The following is a 26,598-nucleotide window of genomic DNA, read 5'->3' on the forward strand; positions in this document are numbered from 1 at the left end:
CGATGATGTCTCGACACTGCGACCGCAACCCCTCGCGGACACCCTCACCAACCAGGGGTGACGCAGAGACATTCCCGACACCTGCTCAGCCGCGGTGTCGAGAGGCCGTGCTCAGTCTGACAGACCGCTCGCGTACACGGCGATCGCGTCCCGCAGGAGCTCGGCCGTGCCGTCGCCGAACTTGTCGTACGTCGCCCGGAAACGCGGGTCATCCGCGTACATCCGGCCCAGGCCTTCGTAGGCCTCCCGGCCCGGCGTCCAGAACAGCGACACCCAGGCATGGTGGCGCGCGATCAGGGCCTGGAGCTCCTGGTCCTCGGGCGAGACCTCGGCGGCCGCGAGCCGCGCGACGCCCTCCGCGATCGCCGTGTGCTCCGCCTGGTGGCGGCGCTGCCCCTCGACCCCGAGCGAGGCCCAGACGGCGTTCGACGTCTCCACGGCATCGTCCCCCCAGCGCTCGCGCGCCTCCGGCTCGTAGCGGTGGTGGTCGAAGCCCTCGAACATGTCGGCGGGGGTCATCGGCAGTCCCTTCTCGAGGTGGGTGAGGGTGGTCTCGACCGTCTCCGCCAGGGCGGCGTAGCGGTCGCGGCGGGCGAGGAGCGCGGCGTGATGGTCGCGGAGGAACGATGCGGTGAGCGCCGGGTCGTCGGTGTCGACGATGCTCGCGATGGTCTCGAGCGGCACGTCGAGCTCGCGCAGCACCAGGATGTGCTGGAGCCGGAGCAGCCCGGGCTCGTCGTAGTGCCGGCGCCCGTCGGGTGTGGTCCACGCGGGAGGCAACAGGCCGATCGCGTCGTAGTGACGCAGCGTGCGGCTGCTGACGCCGGCGAGTCGCGAGAGCTCCGAGATGTCCATACCCACCACGGTAGAAGTTGACGTAGCGTCAAGCGCAAGCGGTGATGCGCGCGGACCGGGGATGCCTCGCTCTCCACGCTCCCGTGTTCATGCACGAGCGCGCATCGTCACGGTGGGCGGGGTGAGGAGGCACCCGTTCGTTCGTGCATGAATACGGGAGCGTCCGGCGAAGGGGTAGGCGACGCCCCGTAGACCGCGCCGCGGTGACACGAGGGCCCCGGGGCCGGCGTGACGGAGCCGGCCCCGGGGCCGCGCGCGAAGCCGGCCCGCGCATCGTCCTAGACTCGGCACATGAGCCAGACCCCCGACATCAAGCCCCGTTCGCGCCAGGTCACCGACGGCCTGGAGGCGACCGCCGCGCGCGGCATGCTGCGCGCCGTCGGTCTCGGTGACGAGGACTTCGCGAAGCCGCAGATCGGCATCGCGTCCTCGTGGAACGAGATCACCCCCTGCAACCTCTCGCTGCAGCGCCTGGCGGCCTCGTCGAAGAACGGCGTGCACGCCGCCGGCGGCTATCCGCTCGAGTTCGGCACCATCTCCGTCTCCGACGGCATCTCGATGGGTCACGAGGGCATGCACTACTCGCTCGTGTCGCGCGACCTGATCGCGGACTCCGTCGAGACGGTGATGATGGCGGAGCGTCTCGACGGCTCCGTGCTGCTCGCCGGCTGCGACAAGTCGCTGCCCGGCATGCTCATGGCCGCGGCCCGCCTCGACCTGGCGAGCGTGTTCCTGTACGCCGGCTCGATCATGCCGGGCCACGTGACGCTGTCGGACGGGACGTCGAAGGACGTCACGATCATCGACGCGTTCGAGGCCGTGGGTGCGTGCGCCGCGGGTCTGATGTCCGAGGAGGACCGCCTCGCGATCGAGAAGGCGATCTGCCCGGGTGAGGGCGCCTGCGGCGGCATGTACACCGCCAACACGATGGCGTCCGTGGGCGAGGCGCTCGGGATGTCGGTCCCCGGCTCCGCGGCCCCGCCGAGCGCGGACCGCCGCCGTGACTACTACGCGCACAAGTCGGGCGAGGCCGTGGTCGAGATGCTCCGGAAGGGCATCACCGCCCGCCAGATCATGACCAAGGAGGCGTTCGAGAACGCGATCGCCGTGGTCATGGCGTTCGGCGGGTCGACCAACGCCGTGCTGCACCTGCTGGCGATCGCGAACGAGGCGCAGGTGGACCTCACACTCGACGACTTCGCCCGCGTCGCCTCGAAGGTGCCGCACCTGGGCGACCTCAAGCCGTTCGGCCAGTTCGTGATGAACGACGTCGACCGCGTGGGCGGCGTCCCCGCCGTCATGAAGACCCTGCTGGACGCGGGCCTCATGCACGGCGACGTCATGACCGTGACCGGCAAGACCCTCGCCGAGAACATGGACGAGCTCAAGCCCGCCAAGATCGACGGCCGCGTGGTCCGCGCGCTCAACAACCCGATCCACAAGACCGGCGGCATCACCATCCTCAAGGGCTCGCTCGCTCCCGAGGGCGCGGTGGTGAAGTCGGCGGGCTTCGACGACGACGTCTTCGAGGCCACCGCCCGCGTGTTCGACCGCGAGCGTGCCGCGCTCGACGCGCTCGAGGCCGGCGAGATCCAGAAGGGCGACTGCGTGGTCATCCGCTACGAGGGCCCGAAGGGCGGTCCCGGCATGCGCGAGATGCTCGCGATCACCGCGGCGATCAAGGGTGCGGGCCTGGGTAAGGACGTGCTGCTGGTCACGGACGGACGCTTCTCGGGCGGCACCACCGGCCTGTGCGTCGGCCACATCGCCCCCGAGGCGGTGGACGGCGGGCCGATCGCGTTCGTGAAGGACGGCGACAAGATCACCCTCGACGTCGCCAACGGCACCCTCGAGGTGCTGGTGCCGGCCGAGGAGATGGAGGCGCGCCAGGAGGGCTGGGCGCCGATCCCGGCGCGCTTCACCACCGGCGTGCTCGGCAAGTACCAGAAGCTGGTGGGCTCGGCGTCGAAGGGCGCCGTGCTCGGCTGAGCCTCCGCGTCGTCGAATCGCAGGAGCCCCGTCCGGTCCGTCCGGGCGGGGCGTTCCGCGTCACCGGCCGGTGAGGGACCGCCGCACGTCGTCGAGCACGGTGGTGGCGATGCCGAGGCCCAGCAGCACCAGGATCGCCGCGATGAGCCAGTCCTGACGCACGACCTCGATGAGGACGAGCACGGTCAGGACGGCGGCCAGCGCGAACTCGATGCGTGCGGAGCGCGGCGGCACCCGGGTGGTGTCGATCGGCGTCATCGGCGATCTCCTCATGTCATCGGGAGACGTCATCGGCTCCCGGTGTTTCGAAAACTAGCAGACCCTGCGGCGTGCGGATGAGACGCAGGTCCCGGGTGGAGACACCCACCCCCCGCCGTCCCGCCCCTCCCGCGTGTCGGGACACTCAGTCCTCAATCTCGGGCGCATGCGCGCCTGCCGGGACACTCAGTCCTCGTGAGCGCGCGGCACCGTCCACGCAGGTCGCGATCCGCCGGACCGTGGCTGCTCTCGGCGGGGTCGAGGCGATGAGGACTGAACGTCCCGGGAGGCGCGGGAGGGCCTCGATAGGAGGACTGAGTGTCCCGAGCGCCACGAGGGGGCTGGATACGCCACGCCAATCTCACTATTCAAGATCGTGAACCAATATGTGAGATAGTTGGTCCGGATGGTGAGCCGTTGCCCCGACCCCGGCGTAGAGTCGCTGCATGCAGACGATCCTTGTACGAGTTATCGGGCGCGCGGACCGCACCCCGTAACCCACGCAGACGTCCGCGCGCATCCCCCGACCGGCCACCGGGCAGGGGGACTTTTCATGCGAGGCGGACGTGAGGGCCGCCGCAGTCCACGAACCCAGGAGAGAAGATGGCACAGGTCCAGGCCAAGCCGGGCGTTCCCGCGTCCCGCATCGCCCGTGAGCCCGCGAGCGTCACCTCGCTCGCGCAGCCCACGCCTCAGTCGAACCCGGATCCGTCGCTCAACGGCGTCGAGATGACCGGTGCTGAGGCGATCATCCGCTCGCTCGAGAGCGCCGGCGCGACCGACGTCTTCGGACTCCCCGGTGGAGCGATCCTCCCGACCTACGACCCGCTGATGGACTCGACCAGGCTCCGTCACATCCTGGTGCGCCACGAGCAGGGCGCCGGCCACGCCGCCCAGGGCTACGCGCACGCCACCGGCAAGGTCGGCGTCTGCATCGCCACCTCGGGTCCCGGCGCCACCAACCTGGTGACCCCGATCGCGGACGCGAACATGGACTCGATCCCGCTGGTGGCCATCACCGGCCAGGTGGGCGCCTCGATGATCGGCACGGACGCCTTCCAGGAGGCGGACATCGTGGGCATCACCGCGCCCATCACCAAGCACAACGTGCTGGTGACGGACGCCGCCGACATCCCCCGCGCGATCGCGGAGGCCTTCTACATCGCGAGCCACGGTCGGCCCGGCCCGGTGCTCGTCGACATCGCGAAGTCCGCGCAGCAGGCGACCACCACGTTCCAGTGGCCCGGCCGCATCGAGCTGCCCGGCTTCAACTCGGGCGCGCGCCCGCACCACAAGACGGTGCAGGAGGCCGCGCGCCTGCTCGCGACCGCCCGTCGCCCCGTGCTGTACGTGGGCGGCGGCGTGATCCGCTCCGGCGCGAGCGCCGGCCTGCGCAAGCTCACGGACCTGTCCGGCGCGGCCGTGGTCACCACCCTGATGGCGCGCGGCGCCCTGCCCGACAGCCACCCGCAGAACCTGGGCATGCCCGGCATGCACGGCACCGTCCCCGCGGTGGCCGCCATGCAGAAGGCCGACTTGATCGTCGCCCTGGGCGCCCGCTTCGACGACCGCGTGACCGGAGCGCTCAGCAGCTTCGCGCCGCACGCGACGATCGTGCACGCGGACATCGACCCTGCGGAGATCGGCAAGAACCGCGCCGTCGACGTGCCGATCGTGGGCGACCTCAAGGAGGTCTTCGAGGCCCTGGTGCCCGCCCTCGCGGAGGAGCACGTCAAGCACGGCAAGCCGGACCTCGAGGCCTGGTGGGCGCAGCTCGACGACTGGCGCACCACCTACGCGCTCGGCTACACGCCCACCAAGGACGGCCTGTCGAGCCCGCAGCATGTGATCCAGCGCCTGGGCCAGCTCAACGACCCGGAGCAGACGATCTACGTCGCCGGCGTGGGCCAGCACCAGATGTGGGCCAGCCAGTTCATCAAGTACGAGCACCCGAACACCTGGATCAACTCCGGTGGCCTCGGCACCATGGGCTTCTCCGTGCCCGCCGCGATGGGCGCCCAGGTGGGCATGCCCGACAAGCAGGTGTGGGCGATCGACGGCGACGGCTGCTTCCAGATGACCAACCAGGAGCTGGTCACCTGCGCGATCAACGAGATCCCGATCAAGGTCGCGATCGTGAACAACTCGTCCCTGGGCATGGTGCGCCAGTGGCAGACGCTGTTCTACAACGAGCGCTACTCGAACACTGACCTGCACACCGGCCACGGCACCCGCCGCGTCCCCGACTTCGTCAAGCTCGCGGACGCCATGGGCTGCGTGGGCCTGCGCTGCGAGTCGGACGCTGACGTCGACGCGACCATCAAGCGCGCCAACGAGATCGACGACCAGCCCGTGGTGGTGGACTTCACCGTGTCGCGCGACGCGATGGTGTGGCCGATGGTGGCCGCCGGCAAGTCGAACGACGAGATCCAGTACGCCCACGGCATCGCACCCCAGTGGGACCGGGAGGACTGAACCCCATGACCAAGCACACCCTGTCCGTGCTCGTCGAGAACAAGCCCGGCGTGCTCGCGCGCGTCGCCGGCCTCTTCTCACGCCGCGCGTTCAACATCCACTCCCTCGCGGTGGGCCAGACCGAGCACCCGGAGATCTCCCGCATCACCGTCGTGGTCGACGTCGACGAGCTCCCGCTCGAGCAGGTCACCAAGCAGCTCAACAAGCTGGTGCACGTGCTCAAGATCGTCGAGCTCGAGGACGAGCGCTCCGTTCAGCGCGACCTGCTGCTGGTCAAGGTTCGCGCGGACGCGCGCCAGCGCACCGACGTCCTGCAGATCGTCGACCTGTTCCGCGCCCACGTCGTCGACGTCGCCCCGGACTCGCTGATCATCGAGGCCGTGGGCAACCCCGGCAAGCTCGAGGCGCTCCTCGCGGCCCTCGCGCCGCACGACGTCCGCGAGATCGTCCAGTCCGGCACCGTCGCCATCGGCCGCGGCGCCCGCTCCATCACGGAGCGCGCGCTCGATCGCGTCGCCACCGCCTAGCAGCACGCGGGACGATGCGGCGGTCACCCTCGCATCGTCCCTCCCGCAAGAATTCCCTACGTCAGAGAAGAAACTGAAGGAGATCCCCAGCATGGCTGAGCTGTATTACGAGCAGGACGCCGACCTCTCGATCATCCAGGGCAAGAAGGTGGCCATCGTCGGCTACGGGTCGCAGGGCCACGCCCACGCGCAGAACCTCCGCGACTCCGGCGTCGAGGTCCACGTCGCGCTGCGCGACGGCTCGAAGTCGATCGCGAAGGCGGAGGAGGACGGCTTCACCGTCCAGAACGTCGCCGACGCCACCGCGTGGGCCGACGTCATCATGATCCTCGCGCCCGACCAGCACCAGCGCGGCATCTACAACGACGAGATCAAGCCGAACCTCACCGAGGGCAAGGCGCTCGCCTTCGCGCACGGCTTCAACATCCGCTTCGGCTACATCCAGGCGCCCGAGGGCGTCGACGTGATCCTGATCGCGCCGAAGGCCCCCGGCCACACGGTGCGTCGCGAGTACGTCGCGGGCCGCGGCATCCCGGACATCATCGCGGTCGAGGTGGACGCCACCGGCGGCGCCTGGGACCTCGCGAAGTCCTACGCGAAGGGCATCGGCGGCACGCGCGCCGGCGTCATCAAGACCACCTTCACCGAGGAGACCGAGACCGACCTGTTCGGCGAGCAGGCCGTGCTCTGCGGCGGCACCTCGCACCTGGTCCAGTACGGCTTCGAGGTCCTCACCGAGGCGGGCTACCAGCCCGAGATCGCCTACTTCGAGGTGCTCCACGAGCTCAAGCTGATCGTCGACCTCATGTGGGAGGGCGGCATCGCGAAGCAGCGCTGGTCGATCTCCGACACCGCCGAGTACGGCGACTACGTCTCGGGCCCGCGCGTCATCACCCCGGAGGTCAAGGAGTCGATGAAGGCCGTGCTCGCGGACATCCAGTCGGGTGCCTTCGCCACCCGCTTCATCGCGGACCAGGACAACGGCGCGGTCGAGTTCAAGGAGCTGCGCGCCAAGGAGGAGTCGCACCCGATCGAGACCACCGGCAAGGAGCTGCGCGCCCTGTTCAGCTGGTCCGGCGCGAGCGCGGACAAGGATTACGTGGACGGTTCGGCCGCGCGCTGACCCCACCGTCCTGACCCGCCGAGGGGGAGGTCCCGTCCGGGACCTCCCCCTCGTCGTGCGTCAGGACGATGCGGTGGGCGGCGTGCGACCGAAGCCGCACGTCGATCGCCACGGGCCGAACGCGGCGAGGTGGGTCTCCCACTCCTGGGCCGTGAGGTCGCGACCCGCCGACGCGCATGCCGCCCGGCGCAGGATCTCCGGGTCGAGCGACCAGACGTCGATGCCCTCGCCGGTGGTGACCGCGAGCTCCAGCCCGTCGGACCGGAGCGCGACGGGCCAGGGGTACGGCGAGTCCGAGGCGAGCGGCCCCGCGATCCGGGTGGTGGTCGCCGTGTCGAACACCATGGAACCGTCGCCGTCGTCGCCGACGACGAACAGGTCGCCGTCGGCGCTGAACCGGATGACCGTGATGTCCTGGCCGGGCATGTCGAAGCGGCGGCGCGGCTCGAGCTCCGCGGAGAGCGTCGAGACGCCGCCCGGAGCGCCGGCCGCGACCACCCCGTCGTCGTTGATGGCCGCCTTCCACAGCTCGGGGGTGAAGGTCGAGACGGGCGCGCCGGTCGCGGTCTCGAACACCTGCACGCCGGAGGTGCCGTCGTCGGCGACGCTCGAGATCGCGACGAGGCGTCCGTCCGGCGACGACGCGACCAGGGTGGCCTTGCCCTCGACGTCGGCCGTGAGCGTCTCCGGCGCCCCGGTCGCGACGTCGATGCCCCAGGGGCGGTCGCTCCCGTCGACCACGTAGATCATGGTCCGATCGCGTGACAGGGTGAGCTCGGTCGAGGGTGCCAGGAAGAAGGTCCGCCCGAGCGCGCCGTCGGCGAGCGAGAACAGGCCGGACTCGCGAGTCTCGAACGAGAACGCCACGACCGACTCGTCGTTGACCCACGCGTAGCCCGTGACGCCGTCGTACCGCCGCACCTGCGCACCTGTGCCGACGTCCCAGGTGCTGAACTCGGTGTAGAGGTCCCACCCGACGTCGTCGGGGCGCCGGGTGCTGGTGAGCAGGCGGGTGCCGCTGGGCGAGTAGCCGTCCAGCAGGATCTGACCCTGCGCGATCGACCGGCGCACCGGGCCGTCGCCGGTGGTGGTCCACCGGGTGACCACGGGCGCGGTCGAGCCGAAGGCCGCGAGCTCGCCGTCGCCGCACGCGAGCGCCCCGGCGTGCTCCGGCTGCGTGCGCAGGACGCGGCCGGTGAGCTCCCCGGTCGCCAGATCCCGCTCGCTCACCGCGCCGTCGACGTCCGCGCAGTACAGCAGCGAGGCGGCCTCGTCGGTCGCCATCCAGGCGCACGGGCCCGAGGCCTGAGGGTCGAGCGGAGACAGCCACGTCGTGGTGCCCGAGGCGAGATCGACCGCCTGCATCGCGCCCGCGCCGGCGGTGATGAGCACGCCGTCGCGGGTGACGGTGGCGGACAGGCCGGACGTGGAGCCCATGAGCCGCGAGGACCACACCTCGGTCGCGGTCTCCATGTCCACCAGCCTGACGTTTCCCGGCTGCACGATCACCAGGCGCCCGTCCGGGGCGAGCGTGAGCGCCACCTCGTCGGTCCGGGCGCCCGAGACGCCGATGGATCCGACCGGCTCCAGGGTGGCGAGGTCACGGATCTCCACCGCGCCGTCGCCGCTGTCGACGGTCGCCACGGTGCTGCCGGCGGCGTCCACCTGGGTCTGGAGCGGATGGCTGCGCTCGGTGGGGATCGCGCCGGTGACGATCGCCGAGGCGAGCAGCCGACCGGTGGCCGTGTCGACGCTGCTCAGGACCCCGCACGGAGCAATGCCGGGGCACTCCGCGGCCTCCGCGAGCACCGCGATCCGCGAGCCGTCCGCCGCTGCGGCGACATCGCGCCGTCCGTCGGCCGCCCACGTGTCGAGCGCGGCAACCGTCCACGCCGCCGCGTTCGAACCCGGCTCGTTCAACGTGACCCCGGTCCCGGTGACCAGGACCTGGCCCTGGCCGCCGAGGTCCGCGAATCCGAGGCCGCCACCGCCGTCGAGGACCGTCGCGTCGAGCAGGTCCGGGTGCGCGGCGGCCGAGTCGAAGAGCGCCGCTCGAGCGCGCGGGTCGTCCGGGTCCCGCGACCAGATCTCGACGGCCAGCAGCGCCGCGACGGGACGCGCCCAGGTCGCCATGTCGCGCACGCGTGCGCTGATGGTGGCGACCGCGGCGTCCTGGCGACGCTCCTCCGCGATGCCGCGCAGCCCGGCGGTGGCGAGGCTGAGCGCGACGAGGGCGAGGCTGGATGCCGCGACCCATGCCCGGAGCCCCCGCGAGCGTCGCCGGATCCGTCGCTCGCGGTCGGCGGCCGCTGCCGCGACGGCCGCGGAACGGGCGAGGAACTCCCGTTCCACCCGCGTCAGCGCCGCGTCCGATCCATCGCGCCAGGTGAGGGCCGCGGCAAGGCGGGCGCCGCGGTACAGATCGTCGTCGTTCCGGTCGCCGCGGTCCCACTCCGTGGCCGCCTCCGTCAGGTGGGCGACGATCCGGCTGGTCTCCGCGTCCTGCTCCAACCAGGCCCCCAGCCGCGGCCATTCGCGCGTGAGCGCCTCGTGGGCGAGCGCATAGCCGTCCTCGCGCGCGACCACCAGGCGGGCGCCCACCAGCCGTGCCAGCGCGGCGGCGCGCGCGGCCGTCGCCTGCGCGACCGCCGGGACGACCGGATGGAGCAGCACGCCGCCGTCGGTGGACACCTCGACCAGGCGGTGCATGAGCGCTCGGCACGCGTCCCTCTCCGCCTCGCCCAGGTTGAGGTACAGGCGCTCCGCCGCGCGCGCGATCGCTCCGAGCAGCCCGCCCGTCGCCTCGTACGCCTCGATGGTGAGCGTGCCCCCGTCGCGCCGCTCCCAGGTCGCGGCCAGCGAGTAGGAGAGCAGCGGAAGGGCGGTGTCCACCCGCGCGGCGTCGTGCAGGATCACGTCGACCAGGCCGTGCTCGATCGACAGTCCGCTCCGCAGCGCGGGCCGCTCGACCGCCGCGCGGATCATGTCCGGTGTCGGGGGCGCCATGAAGTGCAGCCCGCCGCCCACGAGCGCGCCGATCGCCGGCTGCGCCACGCACCCGTCGAGCTGGAGCGACTGGACGGCGAGGATCACGCGCACGCCCCCGGCGTGCGCGTCCGCCAGCGCCTCCGCGAGAGCCGCTGCGCGAGGGCGGTCTGCGAACTCGCGGCCGATGTCGTCGAGAACCATCGGGCGGCGCCGTGAGCCTGCCGCGACGTCGCTCGGAGAGGCGCCGGGGCCCAGCAGGATCGGATCGAGCCCCCGCCGGCGAAGCGCAGGGATCACGCCGGCGCGGAGCAGCGACGACTTCCCGACCCCGGACGGACCCGTCACGGTGACGAAGCCGGTGCGGTCGAGGACCGCGAGCACGGCCGCGACGTCCTGGTCGCGTCCATGGAACAGGTGTGCATCCTGCGGCTCGTACGGTCGCAGGCCCCGGTAGGGGCAGTCGGGGCTCGGAGCACGCGCCTCGGGCGGAGCGAGCAGCGCCTCATCGTGGCGGAGGATCGCCTCCTCCAGCGCGACCAGCGGCGCCCCGGGATCGACGCCGAGCTCGTCGGCGAGCAGGCGTTGCGCACGACGAGTCGTCTCGAGCGCGTCCGCCTGGCGTTCGCACCGGTACTGCGCGAGCGCGAGGCAGCGCCATCGGCGCTCGCGGTACGGCTCGGCCGCGACGAGCGCGGTCGCGCCCTCGGCCACCGCACGGTGATCCCCGGCCGCGAGGCGCGCCTCGAGAAGGTCGTCCGTGGCGGCCTCGCGCAGCTCCGCCAGCCGCGACGCCTCGTCGCGCGCCGCCGGCCAGTCCGCGATGTCCTCGTACGGGGCGGCGCGCCACAGACCCAGCGCCCGTTCCAGCGTGGCCACGGCGCGGTGGTGCTCACCGTCGGCCGCATACTCGCGTGCTCGCGCGACCGCCGCCTCGAACTCGTCGGCGTCGGCGACGACGGTGCCGCCGTCGGCGCTCGGGACGATCCGGTACCCGGCGGGCGTGGTGGCGATCGCGTCGGGTCCGAGCGCCTTGCGCAGGCGTCCGATCGCGGCCTGGAGCTGCTTGGGCCAGGTCGCGGGCGGCGCATCCCCCCACACGGCCTCGGCGATGCGCTCGGGGCTGGCGGCGACCGGTCGGGCCACCAGCAGCGCCTCGAGGACGGCGTGCTCCCGCGGGCTGACCCCCGGTTCCGCCGAGGCGCCCGTGCCGCCCAGGACGGACACCCTCACTCTTCGAGTCTGGATCCGATGGCGGGCCCGGTCAAACGGTCGCCGCCGCATGCATACCGGGCGGATACCGACCGCTCCCGGGCGCATACCGGGGCCATACGCGCGAGGTGTGTCCTGAAGGTGCCCACGGAAGGAGGGCAGGATCATGAGGACTCGGATGAAGGTGAGGAGCCATGGCGGTGCAGCCGTCCTCGTGAAGGGGATGGGGGCCCTCGCGGGCCTGGCCGCGGCAGCCACGCTGTCGTTGGCGGCATGCGCCGACCCGAACACGGCGGAGAACCAGGCGGGTGCGGGTCAGAACGTCGGCTACGTGTACTCCGGGGGGTCGTGGGGCTCGACGCAGAGGCTCAGCGACACCGGGCTCGTGCGCGAGCCCATGACGGGAGGCCTGCCGGCCTACGCCGTCCCGGCGCCGGTCGCCGAGGAGTACGAGGCGATGCCATGCGTGCCTGACGCGTCCTGCGGTCGGGACACGGTGGGGGACGCCGTCGAGCCGATGGGCGGCATGCCGGACTACGTCCGCGAGAGCCTGGGCGACCAGGTCGACCACTACGAGCCGCTCGGAGGGGTGCCCGAGTACGCGTACTCGAGCGTCGACGAGTAGCGCACGGGGCGATGTCGGCACCTTCTCGAAGGGTGTCGGCATCGTCTTGCATGTTGAGACAATGTTGCCACCAGGTGGACAGCGGCCCTACGATACGAGGTGTTCGACCGGCGTCGCCGCCCCGCGCCCACGCGGCCGGCAGGGTGGCGCTCCGGGCCTCGTTTCGCACCGCAGGGAGACCTTGATGACCACGTACCGCCTCGCCGTCGTCGCCGGTGACGGGATCGGTCCCGAGGTGGTCGCGGAGGGGCTCAAGTGCCTCGCCGCCGCCACCGAGGGCACCGACCTCGCCTTCGAGACCACCGAGTTCGACCTGGGCGCGAAGCGCTGGCACGCGACGGGGGAGACCCTGACGGACGCCGACCTCGCCGCGATCAAGGACCACGACGTGATCCTGCTCGGCGCGATCGGCGACCCGACGGTCCCCTCGGGCGTGCTCGAGCGCGGCCTGCTCCTCAAGCTGCGCTTCGAGCTCGACCAGTACGTCAACCTGCGTCCGTCGCGCCTGTATCCGGGCGAGGTCTCGCCGCTGAGCGAGCCCGGCGACATCGACTTCGTCGTGGTCCGCGAGGGCACCGAGGGCCCGTACGTCGGCAACGGCGGCGCGCTGCGAGTCGACACGCCCCATGAGATCGCGACCGAGGTCTCCGTCAACACCCGTCACGGCGTCGAGCGCGTGGTCCGCTACGCGTTCTCGGTGGCCGCCGGCCGCGAGCGCAAGCACGTGACCCTGGTGCACAAGCACAACGTGCTGGTGCACGCCGGCCACCTGTGGCGCCGCACGGTCGAGGCCGTCGCGCCCGAGTTCCCCGACGTCACCTGGGACTACCTGCACGTGGACGCGGCGACCATCAAGCTGGTCACCGCGCCCGCGTCGTTCGACGTGATCGTGACCGACAACCTGTTCGGCGACATCCTCACGGACGAGGCGGCCGCCATCTCCGGCGGCATCGGCCTCGCCGCGTCGGGCAACGTCAACCCCGACAAGACCGGCCCGTCGATGTTCGAGCCGGTCCACGGCTCGGCGCCCGACATCGCCGGCAAGGGCATCGCGGACCCGTCCGCCACCGTGCTCTCCGTCGCGATGATGCTCGACTTCCTCGGCCACCCGGAGCTTGCCGCGAAGGTCGAGGACGCCGTCGCCGCCGACGCGGCCGCCAAGGTCGCCGCCGGCGCCGCGGGCTCGCAGCGCACCACCGCCGAGATCGGCGACGCGCTCGCCGCCCGCATCCGCGGCTAGCGGTATCCCGCCGGGACGATGCGGTGACCGCCGCATCGTCCCGGCGCTACTCTCTCCCCACGACACCAGGAAGGCAAAGAAGTGACCGACACTCTCGACTCGTCCACCTCGGAGGCCTTCCGCGTCGTCCGCCACCCGAGCCCCGCGACGGACGAGGAGCGCGCCGAGAAGCTGCGCGACCTCGCCTTCGGCCTCCAGTTCACCGATCACATGGCGCGCGTGACCTGGGACGCGGAGCAGGGCTGGCACGACCGCCGCGTCGAGCCCTACGGCCCCATCCCCATGGACCCCGCCGCCTCCGTGCTGCACTACGCGCAGGAGGTCTTCGAGGGCCTCAAGGCGTACCGCTGGGCCGACGGCTCGATCCACCTGTTCCGCCCCGAGGCGAACGCCCTGCGCCTGCAGCGCTCGGCGGCCCGCATGGCGCTGCCCGAGCTGAGCGTGCTGGACTTCATGGAGTCGATCCGCTCGCTGCTCGCGCTCGACCACGCGTGGGTCCCGGAGGCCGACGGCACCTCGCTCTACCTTCGTCCCTTCCTCATCGGCACGGACGTGTTCCTGGGTCTGCGCCCCCCGAAGAAGGTCGACTACCTGCTGATCGCCTCGCCCTCCGGCCCCTACTTCGCCGGCGGCGTGAAGCCGGTGAGCATCTGGGTCGAGCGCGACTTCCACCGCGCCGGCCCGGGCGGCACGGGAGCGGCCAAGTGCGGCGGCAACTACGCGGCGTCGCTGCTGCCGCAGGTCAAGGCCTACGAGCGCGGCTTCGACCAGGTGCTCTATCTGGACGCCGCGACCGGCTCGGTGCTGGAGGAGCTCGGCGGCATGAACGTGTTCGCCGTCCGCCGTGACGGCACGGTGCTGACCCCCGTGATCAACGGCAACATCCTCGAGGGCATCACCCGCTCGAGCATCATCCAGCTGCTCGAGGACAACGAGCTGAAGGTGGTCGAGCGTGACATCACGCTCGCGGAGCTTCAGGACGGCATCGCCGAGGGCGAGATCACCGAGGTGTTCGCGTGCGGCACGGCCGCGATCGTCACCCCGGTGGGCCGGATGGCGTCGTCCGACTTCGAGGTGACGGTGGGGGACGGGCAGCCCGGCCCCGTGACGCTCGCCGTCCGGGACCGCCTCATGGGCGTCCAGTACGGGCGTGTGGAGGACACGTACGGCTGGATGGAGCGGGTCCGCTAGCTCGCCGCGCCCGCGCCCGCGCCCCGCTCCCGCCTGGACAGTGCGCACGGAGTCGGTCCCGGGTGCGCGGCGTGTTTCGGGACGATGCGCGCGGCCCGTCGGTGTGTCGGAACGAGGTCCGTGCGGGCTGTCCGGGCTGTCCGCGGCGGGGCGCGCACCCGCGTGTCCGGGGCCTCCAGCGGCCTAACCTACGGAACCGTAGGTTAAGATCGATCCATGGCCCCGATGCACATGTCCTCCCCGAGCCTCGCCACCGTCGACGAGCACCTCAACCTGGCCGCGCTGCTGCGTGAGCGCGCCACCGCCGCCCCCGCCGCGCCCTTCGCCGAGGTGAAGGACGACGCCGGGGAGTGGACCCCCGTCTCCCTCGCCGAGTTCCACGCGCGCGTCCGCGACGTCGCCAAGGGCCTGGTCGCGCAGGGCGTCGGCCCCGGCGACCGCGTCGGCATCATGGGCGACACCAGCCTCGAGTGGTCCGTCATGGACTTCGCCGTCCTCACCGCGGGCGGCGTCTCGGTGCCGATCTACCCGTCCTCCTCGGCGAAGCAGTGCGCGTGGATCGTGGACGATGCGGGCCTCGCCTTCGTCGCCGCCGAGACCGCGGAGCAGCGGGAGATGATCGCCGGCCTCGACTCGGAGCCGACGGCGCTCGCGCTCACCGCCGCCGGGCTCGACCAGGTCGCGGAGGACGGGGGTGCCGTCACCGACGCCGACCTCGACGCCCGCACCGCCGACGTGGTGCTGGACGACCTCGCGAGCATCATCTACACCTCGGGCACCACCGGACGCCCCAAGGGAGCGATGCTCACCCACGGCAACCTCGTGGTGCACTGCGCGAACATCGAGCTCGACCCGCACTTCGGCGCGTTCGTCCAGGGCGAGACCCGGGTGCTGCTCTTCCTGCCGCTGGCGCACGTATTCGCGCGGCTCGCGATGGTGCTCGCGCTGAGCTCCGGCGCCGTGATCGGCTACACCCCGAACCACAAGACCCTCGCCGCCGACCTCGCGGGCTTCCGCCCGACGTGGATGCCGCTGGTGCCGCGCGTGCTCGAGACCATCTACAACCGCGCGGACGCCGCGCAGTCGGGGATCAAGAAGAAGATCTTCCGCTGGTCCGCGTGGGTGGCGCGCAAGGTGTCGATGGCGCAGGAGACCGGCGGCCACGGCATCGTCCTCCGCGCGCAGTTCGCCGTCGCGGACGCGCTGGTGCTGAAGAAGATCCGCCACCTCATGGGCGGCCAGCTCGGCTACGTCCTCGCGGGCGGCGCGAAGCTCACCCCGCAGGTGGGCCACTTCTTCCGCGGCCTGGGTGTCACGGTCATGCAGGGCTACGGCCTGACCGAGACCACCGCAGCGCACATGGGCACCCCGAGCACCGACCAGGTCATGGGGACCGTGGGCCACCCGATCGCCGGCTGCGAGATCACGCTCGCCGAGGACGGGGAGGTCCTCGCCCGCGGCGTCAACCTGTTCACGGGCTACTGGAACGCCCCCGAGGCGACCGCCGAGGTCATGCGGGACGGCTGGTTCGCCACCGGCGACCTGGGTGAGATCCACGACGGCAACCTCACCATCACGGGCCGCAAGAAGGAGATCCTGGTCCTGTCGTCGGGCAAGAACATCCAGCCCGCGGTCCTGGAGGACTCGATCCGCTCGCACCCCGCGATCCAGGACTCCGTGGTGATCGGCGACGGACGGCACTTCGTCTCCGCCGTGGTGACGCTCGACCCGGTGCTCCTGCCGACCTGGCTCAAGGCGCACGATCTGCCGGACATGACGCTCGAGGAGGCCTCGATGAACGAGCGCGTCCGCGAGCTCATCGGCCGCGCGATCGCCGCCGCGAACGAGCACGTCTCCCGCGCCGAGGCGATCCGCGAGTACCGGATCCTGCCCCGGGAGTTCACGGAGGCGCGCGAGGAGATCACCGCGTCCCTCAAGATCCGCCGCGCCGTGGTCATGGAGCACTTCGCGGATGTGATCGAGTCGATCTACGCGAAGAAGGACAAGAACCCGCCCGGCTCGCCGGCCTGAGGCGGGTCGGCCGCGCCCGCACGATGCGGCGGCCCCGGCTCCGTCCTAGCCTGAAGGCGTGAGGCCCCGTCCCGTTCGCGACGATGCGCGCTACCGCGCCGCCGAGGCGGCGCTCTGGGCGCATCACGGCATCCCGGACCCCGTCGAGCGGTGGGTCCAGGTGCCCTCGCTCGGGATCCGGGTCCGGGTCGTGGAGCGCGGCAAGGGGCGTCCGGTGGTCTTCGTCCACGGCACCCCGTCCGCGGGCGCGAACCTGGTGCCGCTGGTCGCGGCGCTGCCGGGGGTCCGAGCGATCGTCGTCGACCGCCCCGGCTGCGGGCTGAGCGACCCGATCGACTACCGCGACCTCACCCGCGACGGCCTGCTCGCGGCACTCGAGGCGTACCTCGCGGCCGTGATCGAGTCCATCGACGAGGCACCCGTGGACCTGGTCGGCAGCTCGGCGGGCGGGATGGCGGTGCTGCACCTGGCGTCGGTGCGGCCAGACCTGGCCCGCAGCATCGTCCTCGCCGGCGTGCCCGCGGTGCGAGGCATGCGTCTGCCCGCCCAGATGAAGGCCGCCGCGACGGCGCCGATCGCCCACGCGATCCCGCGTCACTGGACCACGGAGCGGGAGGTGCGGGCATCGCTGCGTGCGGTGGGGCACGAGCGGCTCATCGCCGAGGGCGGTGTCACCGGCCCCGACATGGAGTGGCGGCTCGCTCTCGCGCGGCACACGGACACGTTCGCGCACGAGCTGCGCCTGCTGCGTCGGGTCGCCACGTGGCGGGGGCTCCGCTCCGACTGGATGATCGCGCAGGCGGGGCTCGAGGCGATCCAGGCGCCCTCGCTGTGGCTGGTCGGCGATCGCGACCCGTACGCGTCCCCGGAGCGGGTCCGCGGGTGGGCGGCGCACGCGCGCGACTCGACGGTGGTCACGCTGCCTGGGGTCGGCCACCTGCCCTGGCTCGACGACGCGGCGGGCGTCGGGGCCATGATCGCGCGGTGGTGGGCCGATGCCCCGGTCCGCATGGCGGATGTCGGAGGGCGGATCTAGCCTGACGGGGTGCGCTCCCGCCCCGGGGATGCGCCGGAGGAGGCGCCATGTCGGACCTGGTCATCGAGACCGCCGGACTGACCAAGATCTACGGCAGGCAGCGTGCCGTCGACTCGATCGATCTGAGCGTCCCGCGCGGCGGCGTCCACGGCTTCCTCGGTCCCAACGGGGCGGGCAAGACCACGGCGATCAGGATGCTCTCGACGCTGATCCTTCCCGACGAGGGCAGCGCGCGCGTACTCGGGTACGACGTGGTGCGTGAGGCGGACCACGTGCGCAGCCATGTGAGCCTCACGGGCCAGTTCGCCTCGGTCGACGAGGACCTCACCGGCCACGAGAACCTGCGCCTGCTCGCGCGGCTGCACGGCTACCGCGGCACGGCTGCGGGGGAGCGTGCCGACCAGCTGCTCGCGGCCTTCGGGTTGGACGATGCGGCGGGCAAGCAGGTGAAGAAGTTCAGCGGCGGCATGCGTCGCCGGATCGACATCGCGGCCTCCCTGGTGGTGACGCCTGAGCTGCTGTTCCTCGACGAGCCGACCACGGGCCTGGACCCGCGGGCACGCAACGAGGTGTGGGACATCGTGCGCGCGCTGGTCGCCCATGGCACCACCGTGCTGCTCACCACGCAGTACCTTGACGAGGCTGACCACCTCGCGGACCGCATCAGCGTGATCGACCGCGGCCGCATCATCGCCGAGGGGACGTCGTCGGAGCTCAAGGCGTCGGTCGGCTCGGGGACGCTCCACGTGCGCGTCATGCACCGCGCCGATCGAGCGCGCGCCCGCGACGTGCTGGTGCGCGAGCTGGGCGTCCCGGTGGAGGAGGCGCACGACCCGCAGCTGCTCGTCGCCGCCATCGAGGACCGCGGCCGCGTGACCCGCGCACTGACGGCCCTCGAGGAGGAGCGGCTCGAGCTCGCCCAGTTCGCGCTCGGCCAGCCGACCCTCGACGAGGTGTTCCTGGCCCTCACCGGCCATGCCGCCGACGACGCGGACGCGGAGGAGGCGGCATGAGCGCGGAGACCAAGGCGAGCGTCGCATCCTCCGCCCCGACCATCGCGGATGCGCTCGCGTCGGCGAGCCGGCCGCCGCGCGCGAACGCGCTCAGCACGTCGATCACGTTCGGCTGGCGGGCGCTGCTGAAGATCAAGCACGTCCCCGAGCAGCTGTTCGACGTCACCGTGTTCCCGGTGATGATGACGCTGCTGTTCACGTACCTGTTCGGCGGGGCGATCGCCGGATCCACCGGCGAGTACATCGCCTACATCGCGCCGGGCGTCCTGGTGCAGTCCGTGCTCTTCATCACCATGTACACGGGCTCGAACCTGCGCACCGATATCGACCGGGGGGTCTTCGACCGCTTCAGGTCCCTTCCCATCTGGCGACCGAGCCCGCTGGTCGGGATGCTGCTGGGCGACGGCGTGCGCTTCCTGGTGGCGTCGCTCATCACCGCGGCCGTCTGCCTGGCGATCGGCTGGCGTCCCGCGGGCGGCGTGATCGGCGTGCTCGCCGGCATCGCGCTGCTGCTGGTCTTCGCGTTCTCGCTCGGATGGATCTGGACGTTCCTGTCGCTGATCCTGCGCACGCCGCAGGCGATCATGGGCGTGGCCGGCTTCACGCTGATGCCGCTGCTGTTCGGATCCAACATCTTCGTCGATCCCGCCACCATGCCGGGCTGGCTGCAGGCCTGGGTGAGCGTCAACCCCGTCTCGGATCTGGTGACCGCGGTGCGCGCGCTCATGGACGGCGCGCCCGTCGGCGGGGAGCTCGGGATCGCGCTCGCGTGGTCCGCCGGGCTGGTCGCGGTGTTCGGATCGCTCACCATGTGGCGGTACCGCGACCCCCGTTAAGGCTCACATCGCAGCCGAGACAATAAGGCACCCGGTTCCTCCTTGTGCGAATCGATTCGCGATGCCTAACGTCGGAATCACCCCCCACTCTTCGCCGCGACGATGCGGAAGGAGGCCCAGCATGATGCCCATGGTCGAGGTCGGTGAGCTGGTCACCGCTCCGTTCGAGTTCACGTGCGTCGCGAAGCACCATCACGACATCGAGGAGGTGCGCCTCTCCGCCATCCGCGAGGTGGTGGACCGGCGCTTCAAGGACGGCATCCGCGTCGAGCTCAGCTGGCAGGGCTACTGCCCATGCTGCGGGCGCCGCGTCTCCGTCGAGCCGATCCACGGCTCGGTCGCCGTCTGAGCGCACTCTCAGTTTCACGAGGCACCATGGACTGATCAGTCCAGCCGAGGGAGCGTGAGAGTCATGGCCGAGAGGCCGTCGCGACGTACCGCGCTGACGCTCGGTCTGGTGGGCGTCGGGACTGTCGGCGCGGGGCTCGCGGGGCTCAAGATCGCCGGCGCGCCGCCGTTCTCGGAGCCCGTCGCCTCGACCTCGCCCTCCGCCGCCGACGCGACCGGCGGCGGCGCTACCTGGGCCGAGCCCCCGGTGCTCGCCAGCGAGGACGGCTTCCTCGAGCTGGACCTCACCGCGGCGCCCACCCAGGTCGAGGTCGCGGGCGGGACCGCGACCATGCTCGCGTACAACGGCTCCGTCCCGGGCCCGACGCTGCACCTCAGCCCCGGGGACACGCTGCGGATCCGCCTCACCAACGCGCTCGACGAGCCGACGAACCTCCATACCCACGGCCTGCAGGTGTCGCCGCTCGCGGACGGCGACAACCCCTTCATCAGCATCGAGCCGGGGCAGTCCTTCGACTATGTGATCGTGATCGACCCGGATCACCCGCACGGGGTGTTCTGGTACCACCCTCATCACCACGGCACGGTCGCTGACCAGGTCTTCGGGGGGCTCTACGGCGCGATCGTGATCGACCGCGACGACTGGTCGCAGCGCGCCCCGCGGGTCGCGGTGGTCTCCGACGTGACGCTCGTGGACGGGGGCGTCGCCACGGTCTCGGCAGCCGAGCGGCGTCAGGGCCGGCTGGGCGAGGCGGTGCTGGTCAACGGCTTGCTCGCGCCCGACCTGGCGACGGCGCCGGGCGCGACCGAGCGCCTGCTGCTGATCAACGCGTGCGCCAGCCGGTACCTCGACCTCGATCCCGGAGGTGCGACGGTGCGGGTGCGCGGCATCGACGGCGGCACCTTCGACTCGCCGCGGGACGGGTCGGGGTTGCTGCTCGCGCCAGGCAATCGTGCCGACCTCGAGATCGACATGGTCGACGCGCCGGTCACGCTGACCGCCCGCGCCCACGGCATCGGCTCGAGGGGCATGGGGATGATGAGCGCCGGCGTCGAGCCCGACGACGCCCTGCTGCTCACGCTGGTGCCCGACGCGAGGGCCGACACGCCGGTTCCCGTGCCGCCCGCATCGTTCCGGCCCCGGGACCTGCGCGAGGCGGACGTCGACGCCCGCCGCACCCTGAGCTTCACCATGGCGATGGGGGGAGGCGGGATGCGCTTCCTCATCGACGGGGAGGAGTTCGACGCCACGCGGATCGACCAGCAGGCCGACGTGGGCACCGTCGAGGAGTGGACGCTGCGCAACCGCACCATGATGGATCACCCGTTCCACCTGCATGTGTGGCCCATGCAGCTCATGGAGGCGGACGGGATCGACCTGCGCGACGTGGTCGATGTCCCGGCGGGCGAGGACGTGGTGGTGCGGATCGGCTTCGACCGGGTGCCCGGGACCACCGTGTACCACTGCCACGTCCTCGACCATGAGGACCTCGGGATGATGGGTGTGATCGATGTCGCACCTGCCGTACAGACCGGTGCGGAGGTCCCGGAGGACTCCGCGGACGTGGAAGGATGATGGGCTCGTGAGCATCTCCGCTGAAATCGAACCCCGGACCTACTTCAGCAGCCTCGAGAACGCGCTGGGCGACTTCCAGCCGCCGTACGAGGCCCTCCCCGTCATCCGCGACGTGGCGCGCGGACTCGACTACACGCACGTCTTCATCCCCGAGTCCCGGGCCCACATCGGGCTCGAGGCGGCCGGCGGCGGCGAGCCGATCGCGTACATCTTCCCCGGCTTCATCGCGCTGCACCCGCGCGGCGGCGTGAGCTCGTTCGTCGAGCTCCCGCAGCCCCTGGCCGAGGAGGCTCCCGCCCCGGCGACCGCCAAGGCCTCCCGGGCCGCCGAATCGTCGCCCGCGAAGGTCGTCCAGGCCGAGCCCGTCGCGTGCGCCGGCTGCTTCACAGCGCTGCCCGCCTCGGGCCGGTGCGACTACTGCGACTGACGGGGCCCTAGGCTCTGGTGTCCGTGAGCCTCGCCGAGATCTGGGACCGCCTGTGGGTGGACGTCACCACGCCCGTCGACGTCGCCCAGTCCACGGTGCTGATCGCGCTCGCGGTCGTGGTCGCATGCATCGTGGTCGCCCCGCTCTGGGGGATCGTCCGCCACGCGGTCACCATCGCGCACGAGGGCGGTCACGCCCTGGTCGCGGGGCTCACGGGGCGACGCGTCTCCGGCATCCGGCTGCACTCGGACACCTCGGGCCTGACCACGTCCTACGGCGAGGCCAAGCGCTTCCCGCTGACCCTGGTCGCGCTCGCCGGCTATCCGGCGCCCGGCGTGCTCGGGCTCGCCGCCGCGTGGGCGATCGCCGCCGGTCACGCGGTGGCGGTGCTGTGGGTGCTCGAGGCGGTGCTGCTCCTCATGCTGGTGAGGATCCGCAACTGGTACGGGCTGCTGGTGATGGTCGTGGCGATCGCCGGGCTGGGCGCGGCCGCCTGGCTCCTGCCCGACCCGTGGCGGGTGGGACTCGCATGCGGGCTCGCGTGGCTGCTGATGATCGGCGCCGTCCGTGCGGTGGTCGAGCTCGGCTCCTCCCGCCGCGGCGGTCGCGGGCGAGGGTCGGACGCCGACGCGCTGGCGCGGCTCACCACGGTTCCCGGCGGCGCATGGGTCGCGGTGTTCTGGCTGCTGACCGCCGGATGCGCCGGCCTCGGCGGCTGGTGGCTGCTGGCGTCGTAGCGCGGTCTCAGCGCACGTCGTAGGTGAGGGTCACGTGGCCCGCGGGGAGCATCTCGGCCTCGACCAGATCGAGGCCGCGCGGGTGGCGCAGCCCGGGCGTGGCCGTCCGACCCTGGCCGATGAGGATCGGGACGATGCGCAGGCGGACCCGGTCGACCAGCTCCGCCTGGAGCAGCGCGCCGGCGAGCTGGAGGCTGCCCCAGACGACGATGTCGCCCGCGTAGTGGAGCTTGAGGCGGCGCGCGGTGTCGCGCGGCTCACCGTGCTCGACGATCGCGGAGGAGTACGAGCCCCACGGGGCCGCGGCGAGCGTGTTGGTGACCACGTGCTTCGGAAGCCGGTTGAGGTGGTCGGCCATGGGCTCGTCGTCGGTGGTCTTGTCGGGCCAGTACGCGGCGAACAGCTCGTAGGTGGTGCGGCCCAGGAGGATGGCCTCGGTGTGCTCGAGCATGTCGAGCTGGCCGGGGTCCGTCGGGTCGAACGGGCCCGGCATGCGCATGAAGTCCAGCTCGCCGTCCGGCCCGCATGCGAAGCCGTCGGCGGTGAGGATCTGTTCGACGATGAGGCGGCCCATACGGCCAGGATAGGCCGCGTGGAGTTGGCCACACAGGACTTGCCTCCCGGGGGCTGGAGACGCTGTAATGCTCCGACCAAGTCCATGATCGACCAGGAGTGATAGTCGTGCCGTTGCCACCGCCGGGATGGATGTCCGATCCGTCCCAGGTGGGTCTCGAACGGTGGTGGGACGGCCAGCGCTGGACCACCCGGACGCGCGACGCGGTCACCCTGATCGAGGGGCCGCCGCCCGCATGGCAGGCGCCCGCGGCGCCGTACCGCGCGGCTCAGCGCTCCGCCTGGCGGTTGCAGGTCACGGAGCAGGAACGCGCATCGTTCAGCCTGGGCCGTGTGGCCGGTACCGTCACGGCGATCGTCGTGATCGCCGCACTGGTGCTCGTGTTCGACACCCCGTTCTCGCGCGCCCTGCACGCGTACGGCTTCCTTCCGGACGACGCCCTCTCGGTGGTCGCCGCCGCCGATTCCGCGGGAGCGGTGCCGGCGGCGAGGCCGGTCCCCGCCGTGGTCGAGCACCCCGTGACCGGGTCGACGGAGCTCGTGCGGTATCTCGAGGCCGCGATGATCGCGCGCGAGGAGAGCATCGACATCTCCTCCTGGACAGCGGGCGCCGAGGGTGTCGCCGCCGTGGAGGACGCGATGCTCGAGGCGCTGACCCAGAACCCCTACGTGTTCGTGCAGGGCTGGCAGACGCTGACGCTCAACGGTCGCGCCGTGAGCCTCGAGCCCGAGTACGTGTACGACGCCGAGGAGACCCGCGCGCGCCAGGACGCCACCGCGGCCGCGGTGGACGAGGCGCTCACGGTGCTCGACCTGGGCGCCCTCGGCCCTGCCGACCAGGTCACCGCGATCCACGACTACGTCGCGCAGGCAGCGACCTACGACTACGAGGCCGCCGATCTCATCAACACGGGGGAGCGGAACCTCCAGGTGGCGCAGTCGCAGGAGGCCTACGGGATCCTGGTCGCCGGCTCCGCGGTCTGCAACGGCTACGCGCAGGCCTTCAAGGCGATCGCCGATGCGGCCGGGCTCGAGGCGGTCACGGTCACCGGCCAGGCCTGGTCGGGCCCGACCTCCGGCGGGCACGCGTGGAACCGCGTGCTGATCGACGGGCGCTGGCTCGTGGTCGACGCGACGTGGGACGACGGGGGAGACCTCGCGCCCGTGCCCGACGACTACCTGATGGTCGAGCCGGGCGACCCGGCGCTCATCACGCGGGACGCCGACTCCGACTGGGCGGTCGACGGGTCGATCGCGGGGTTCGGGGGCTGACGTGGACCCGAGAGTGACGGGATCGATGTCGACGCGTTGCCCCGGTGCTCGCGCCAGTGCTTCTCAAGCCATCCCAGGTGTTGATCGCTGACCACCGCGCGAAGCGCTTCGCCGTGCAGGGTCGCGTACTGGGGGTACTCGCCCAGCGGCTCCGAGACGTCGAGCTTCAGGGACGTTGGATCTACGGCGATCCAGCCGTCGTCGAAGAGCCGGTGTACATCGCGCCGCAACAGCAGGCCACCGTGCTCGTGGTGCTCCCCCAGTTCCGCGTAGCTGTAGAGGTGTCCGGCGTCGAGCACGCGTTCAGGTGCGCGGCCTGTAAACGCGCAGTTATTGCCCTGTGCTTCGAGCAATCGACGTCGGAACTGCTGTTGGCCGCGCCGGACACGCACCGTGGCCGTCGTGTGTCCCGATGGAAGCGAGACGCGAGTTTCGAACTCCGGGACGTATAGGTCAGGTGCCCTGGCAACGGCGCGCGACAGCGCGAACGTCGCGCCGTGCGCTTCAAGCTCGGACGCAAAGGCGGTCCAATTGAGCGAGCGCATGCTGTGTTGGCTTCGTGGCGAGAGGCAGAGGCGACGTAGTGCGTCGGCGCCTAGGAGTCCTTCAAGCGGTGTCCAAGCGGCGTCGTGTCGAGAACGGTAGGCGACAACGTCGATGAATTCGATCGTTGGGTCATCAAACTCGGCGCCGCACTTCTGGCACTTGTACTTCGGAGACTTTGTGGCGCGTGACTGAATGTTTGCGCGGCCGCACACGGGACATCGAAATCGCTGCTTCCGCGAATCTTCCGGGCGCACTTGCTCGACGACTGAGACTCCAAGGAGTCGCCGCTTGTCCCACAGTGCGATGAAATCCCCGGGTTTCACGCTTCCATGATTCTTCACGGTGCTGTCCCACGAGTAGGAGACGTCGATCTCATCCTCGTAGCCTGAGTTGCCGCCGTACTGCCTGTCTTCGCCAGCAGCCAGAAGCAGCCACGCCGCCGGTTGCTGATCTGGAGCCATCCACGCAGCTTGGCAGCTGGCGCCATAACGGGCAATACCACCGTTGACTGGATGCACCTCGAAGTGACGGAGGCTCCGCGATCATGACCACCCGCGGCGCTATCGGTGGGGAGCCGACCGGCTACGAACAGGAGTGCTGGAGCGTGGACGGACGGATGGCGCGGGTGCTGTCGGGTCGGTCGGAGGTGGACCGCAAGCGCTGGGCACTCGAGGGTGCACTTCGACGGCATCGAGAAAACCATCCACTGACGCAGCTCCATCTAGGGCACTCAGTGTCGGCCGAGTGACCTGGGCCAAAAGTCACGGTTGCCGGAATATTCCGATCTTGTTCGCATCGGTTTCTTGTCGAGTGTGGGCGAACTCACATGGGATCCAGCGCCGCCCCGTCGTACCCATGGGAGTATCGACTTTAGGCGTGTGGCCAACCCGCGCCGTGTATTCAATCCTGAGGGGAAACCATGAGCAAGCACATTCTTGCGCCGATTGCGGGCGCTGCGGTCGTCGCGCTTCTGATTACGGGCTGCGGGGCCAGCGAAGACCTCGCCCAGGCCGAGGACGAGCCCACGGCAGCTGCCACCACCGAGGCCGCGACCGAAACCGAGTCTGCCGAGCCGGCCGTCGAGGAGACGACCGAAGAGGCAGCGGGCCAGCAGGACCTCGTGGTGGAGGACAGCGAGTTCTGGCGCAATTCCGACGGTGACTGGGAGTACTTCGTCACGGTCTACAACCCCAACGAGGACTACCTTTGGCAGTTCGCCGCGTTCGACGTTGAGCTGCTCGACGCGGACGGTGTGATCCTCGACACGGGCTCCGACTACGGCAACCTTCTACCGGGCGAGACGTTCGCAATGGTGGGGACCTTCTATGACAGCGCCGACTGGCAGGCTGAGAGCATCAACGTGCGCGGCCCCGAGGACGGCACATACATGCCGGACCAGGAGTTCGGAGCCTTCATCGTCAGCGAACCCGAGTACAAGAATGACGACTGGAGCGCGACCGTTTCCGGAACCGTAGAGTCCACCTTCGTTGAGGACCAGGAGTCGGTGCGGATGGTTGCGGTGGTCTTCGACGCGGACGGCAGCCCGATCGCGACAGACTGGACGTACCTGGATCGAATCCCGACCGGCGGCAAGGCGCGGTACGAACTCAACTTCTACGACCTCAAGATCGCCGCTGACAACACGATCAAGGTCTGGGCGCTGCTCTAGCACCAATGCACGCCGCGAGGGCGGGTGGGTCTGCGACACGCAGGCTCGCCCGCC

Annotated in this window: 22 protein-coding genes; 17 read left to right on the forward strand and 5 right to left on the reverse strand. The window is 71.1% G+C overall.

Annotated elements, in window-relative coordinates; genetic code table 11:
* Positions 1-111: 111 nt before the first annotated feature.
* Positions 112-855 (reverse strand): MerR family transcriptional regulator, encoded by a 744-nt coding sequence (locus QQX13_RS05935; protein ID WP_301152795.1) that lies wholly within the window; start codon positions 853-855, stop codon positions 112-114.
* A gap of 291 nt (positions 856-1,146) precedes the next feature.
* Between QQX13_RS05935 and ilvD the strand changes: the two genes are divergently transcribed.
* Positions 1,147-2,844, forward strand: coding sequence for a dihydroxy-acid dehydratase (ilvD, locus tag QQX13_RS05940; RefSeq protein WP_301121179.1), 1,698 nt, complete (start codon positions 1,147-1,149; stop codon positions 2,842-2,844).
* Positions 2,845-2,904: 60 nt separating this feature from the next.
* Here ilvD and QQX13_RS05945 read toward each other — a convergent pair whose 3' ends face one another.
* The gene (locus tag QQX13_RS05945) at positions 2,905-3,102 is read right to left on the reverse strand and encodes a hypothetical protein (protein WP_301121181.1); all 198 of its coding nucleotides are present in this window, start codon (positions 3,100-3,102) and stop codon (positions 2,905-2,907) included.
* A gap of 603 nt (positions 3,103-3,705) precedes the next feature.
* Here QQX13_RS05945 and QQX13_RS05950 point away from each other — a divergent pair.
* The 3 genes from QQX13_RS05950 (at position 3,706) to ilvC (ending at position 7,227) form a co-directional block, all read left to right on the forward strand.
* Positions 3,706-5,577, forward strand: coding sequence for an acetolactate synthase large subunit (locus QQX13_RS05950; RefSeq protein ID WP_301152796.1), 1,872 nt, complete (start codon positions 3,706-3,708; stop codon positions 5,575-5,577).
* A gap of 5 nt (positions 5,578-5,582) precedes the next feature.
* Positions 5,583-6,104 (forward strand): acetolactate synthase small subunit, encoded by a 522-nt coding sequence (ilvN, locus tag QQX13_RS05955; RefSeq protein ID WP_301121185.1) that lies wholly within the window; start codon positions 5,583-5,585, stop codon positions 6,102-6,104.
* Between the two features lie 91 nt (positions 6,105-6,195).
* Positions 6,196-7,227: a ketol-acid reductoisomerase gene (ilvC, locus tag QQX13_RS05960; protein WP_301121187.1), complete on the forward strand. Its 1,032-nt coding sequence runs from the start codon at positions 6,196-6,198 to the stop codon at positions 7,225-7,227.
* Between the two features lie 60 nt (positions 7,228-7,287).
* Here ilvC and QQX13_RS05965 read toward each other — a convergent pair whose 3' ends face one another.
* A complete protein-coding gene (locus QQX13_RS05965) occupies positions 7,288-11,445 on the reverse strand; it encodes an nSTAND1 domain-containing NTPase (RefSeq protein WP_301152797.1) in 4,158 nt (1,385 codons plus the stop codon).
* Between the two features lie 145 nt (positions 11,446-11,590).
* Between QQX13_RS05965 and QQX13_RS05970 the strand changes: the two genes are divergently transcribed.
* The 11 genes from QQX13_RS05970 (at position 11,591) to QQX13_RS06020 (ending at position 22,484) form a co-directional block, all read left to right on the forward strand.
* Entirely contained in the window at positions 11,591-12,049 is a 459-nt protein-coding gene (locus tag QQX13_RS05970) for a hypothetical protein (protein WP_301121191.1), read from the forward strand.
* Between the two features lie 184 nt (positions 12,050-12,233).
* The gene (locus QQX13_RS05975; protein ID WP_301121193.1) at positions 12,234-13,289 is read left to right on the forward strand and encodes a 3-isopropylmalate dehydrogenase; all 1,056 of its coding nucleotides are present in this window, start codon (positions 12,234-12,236) and stop codon (positions 13,287-13,289) included.
* An 81-nt stretch (positions 13,290-13,370) separates the two neighbouring features.
* Entirely contained in the window at positions 13,371-14,480 is a 1,110-nt protein-coding gene (locus QQX13_RS05980; protein ID WP_301121195.1) for a branched-chain amino acid aminotransferase, read from the forward strand.
* Positions 14,481-14,696: 216 nt separating this feature from the next.
* Positions 14,697-16,511 carry an AMP-dependent synthetase/ligase gene (locus tag QQX13_RS05985; RefSeq protein WP_301152798.1) on the forward strand — a complete coding sequence of 605 codons (1,815 nt, stop codon included), beginning with the start codon at positions 14,697-14,699 and terminating at the stop codon, positions 16,509-16,511.
* A gap of 58 nt (positions 16,512-16,569) precedes the next feature.
* Positions 16,570-17,547 carry an alpha/beta fold hydrolase gene (locus QQX13_RS05990; protein WP_301152799.1) on the forward strand — a complete coding sequence of 326 codons (978 nt, stop codon included), beginning with the start codon at positions 16,570-16,572 and terminating at the stop codon, positions 17,545-17,547.
* A 47-nt stretch (positions 17,548-17,594) separates the two neighbouring features.
* A complete protein-coding gene (locus tag QQX13_RS05995; protein ID WP_301121202.1) occupies positions 17,595-18,560 on the forward strand; it encodes an ATP-binding cassette domain-containing protein in 966 nt (321 codons plus the stop codon).
* Positions 18,557-19,396 (forward strand): ABC transporter permease, encoded by an 840-nt coding sequence (locus QQX13_RS06000; RefSeq protein WP_301121203.1) that lies wholly within the window; start codon positions 18,557-18,559, stop codon positions 19,394-19,396. Before QQX13_RS05995 ends, QQX13_RS06000 begins: the two co-directional genes overlap by 4 nt.
* Before the next feature lie 121 nt (positions 19,397-19,517).
* Positions 19,518-19,745 (forward strand): hypothetical protein, encoded by a 228-nt coding sequence (locus tag QQX13_RS06005; protein ID WP_301121204.1) that lies wholly within the window; start codon positions 19,518-19,520, stop codon positions 19,743-19,745.
* Positions 19,746-19,808: 63 nt separating this feature from the next.
* A complete protein-coding gene (locus QQX13_RS06010) occupies positions 19,809-21,320 on the forward strand; it encodes a multicopper oxidase family protein (protein WP_301152800.1) in 1,512 nt (503 codons plus the stop codon).
* Between the two features lie 7 nt (positions 21,321-21,327).
* Positions 21,328-21,747 (forward strand): hypothetical protein, encoded by a 420-nt coding sequence (locus QQX13_RS06015; RefSeq protein ID WP_301152802.1) that lies wholly within the window; start codon positions 21,328-21,330, stop codon positions 21,745-21,747.
* Positions 21,748-21,770: 23 nt separating this feature from the next.
* Positions 21,771-22,484, forward strand: a complete 714-nt coding sequence (locus QQX13_RS06020) for a M50 family metallopeptidase (RefSeq protein ID WP_301152803.1) — start codon at positions 21,771-21,773, stop codon at positions 22,482-22,484.
* Positions 22,485-22,491: 7 nt separating this feature from the next.
* On the opposite strand, the gene QQX13_RS06025 is transcribed toward QQX13_RS06020, so the two are convergent.
* Positions 22,492-23,058 carry a dihydrofolate reductase family protein gene (locus QQX13_RS06025; RefSeq protein WP_301152804.1) on the reverse strand — a complete coding sequence of 189 codons (567 nt, stop codon included), beginning with the start codon at positions 23,056-23,058 and terminating at the stop codon, positions 22,492-22,494.
* Positions 23,059-23,189: 131 nt separating this feature from the next.
* On the opposite strand from QQX13_RS06025, the gene QQX13_RS06030 reads away from it, so the two are divergent.
* Entirely contained in the window at positions 23,190-24,329 is a 1,140-nt protein-coding gene (locus QQX13_RS06030; RefSeq protein WP_301152806.1) for a transglutaminase domain-containing protein, read from the forward strand.
* Here QQX13_RS06030 and QQX13_RS06035 read toward each other — a convergent pair.
* Complete coding sequence (locus tag QQX13_RS06035; protein ID WP_301152807.1) at positions 24,233-25,336, reverse strand: HNH endonuclease; 1,104 nt, start codon at positions 25,334-25,336, stop codon at positions 24,233-24,235. The two genes, QQX13_RS06030 and QQX13_RS06035, sit on opposite strands and share 97 nt — an antisense overlap.
* Before the next feature lie 458 nt (positions 25,337-25,794).
* On the opposite strand from QQX13_RS06035, the gene QQX13_RS06040 reads away from it, so the two are divergent.
* On the forward strand, positions 25,795-26,544 hold the full coding sequence (locus QQX13_RS06040) for a hypothetical protein (RefSeq protein WP_301152808.1): 750 nt from the start codon (positions 25,795-25,797) through the stop codon (positions 26,542-26,544).
* Positions 26,545-26,598 lie beyond the last annotated feature (54 nt).

This window comes from Demequina lignilytica (assembly GCF_030418375.1).
GTDB classification, from domain to species: domain Bacteria; phylum Actinomycetota; class Actinomycetes; order Actinomycetales; family Demequinaceae; genus Demequina; species Demequina lignilytica.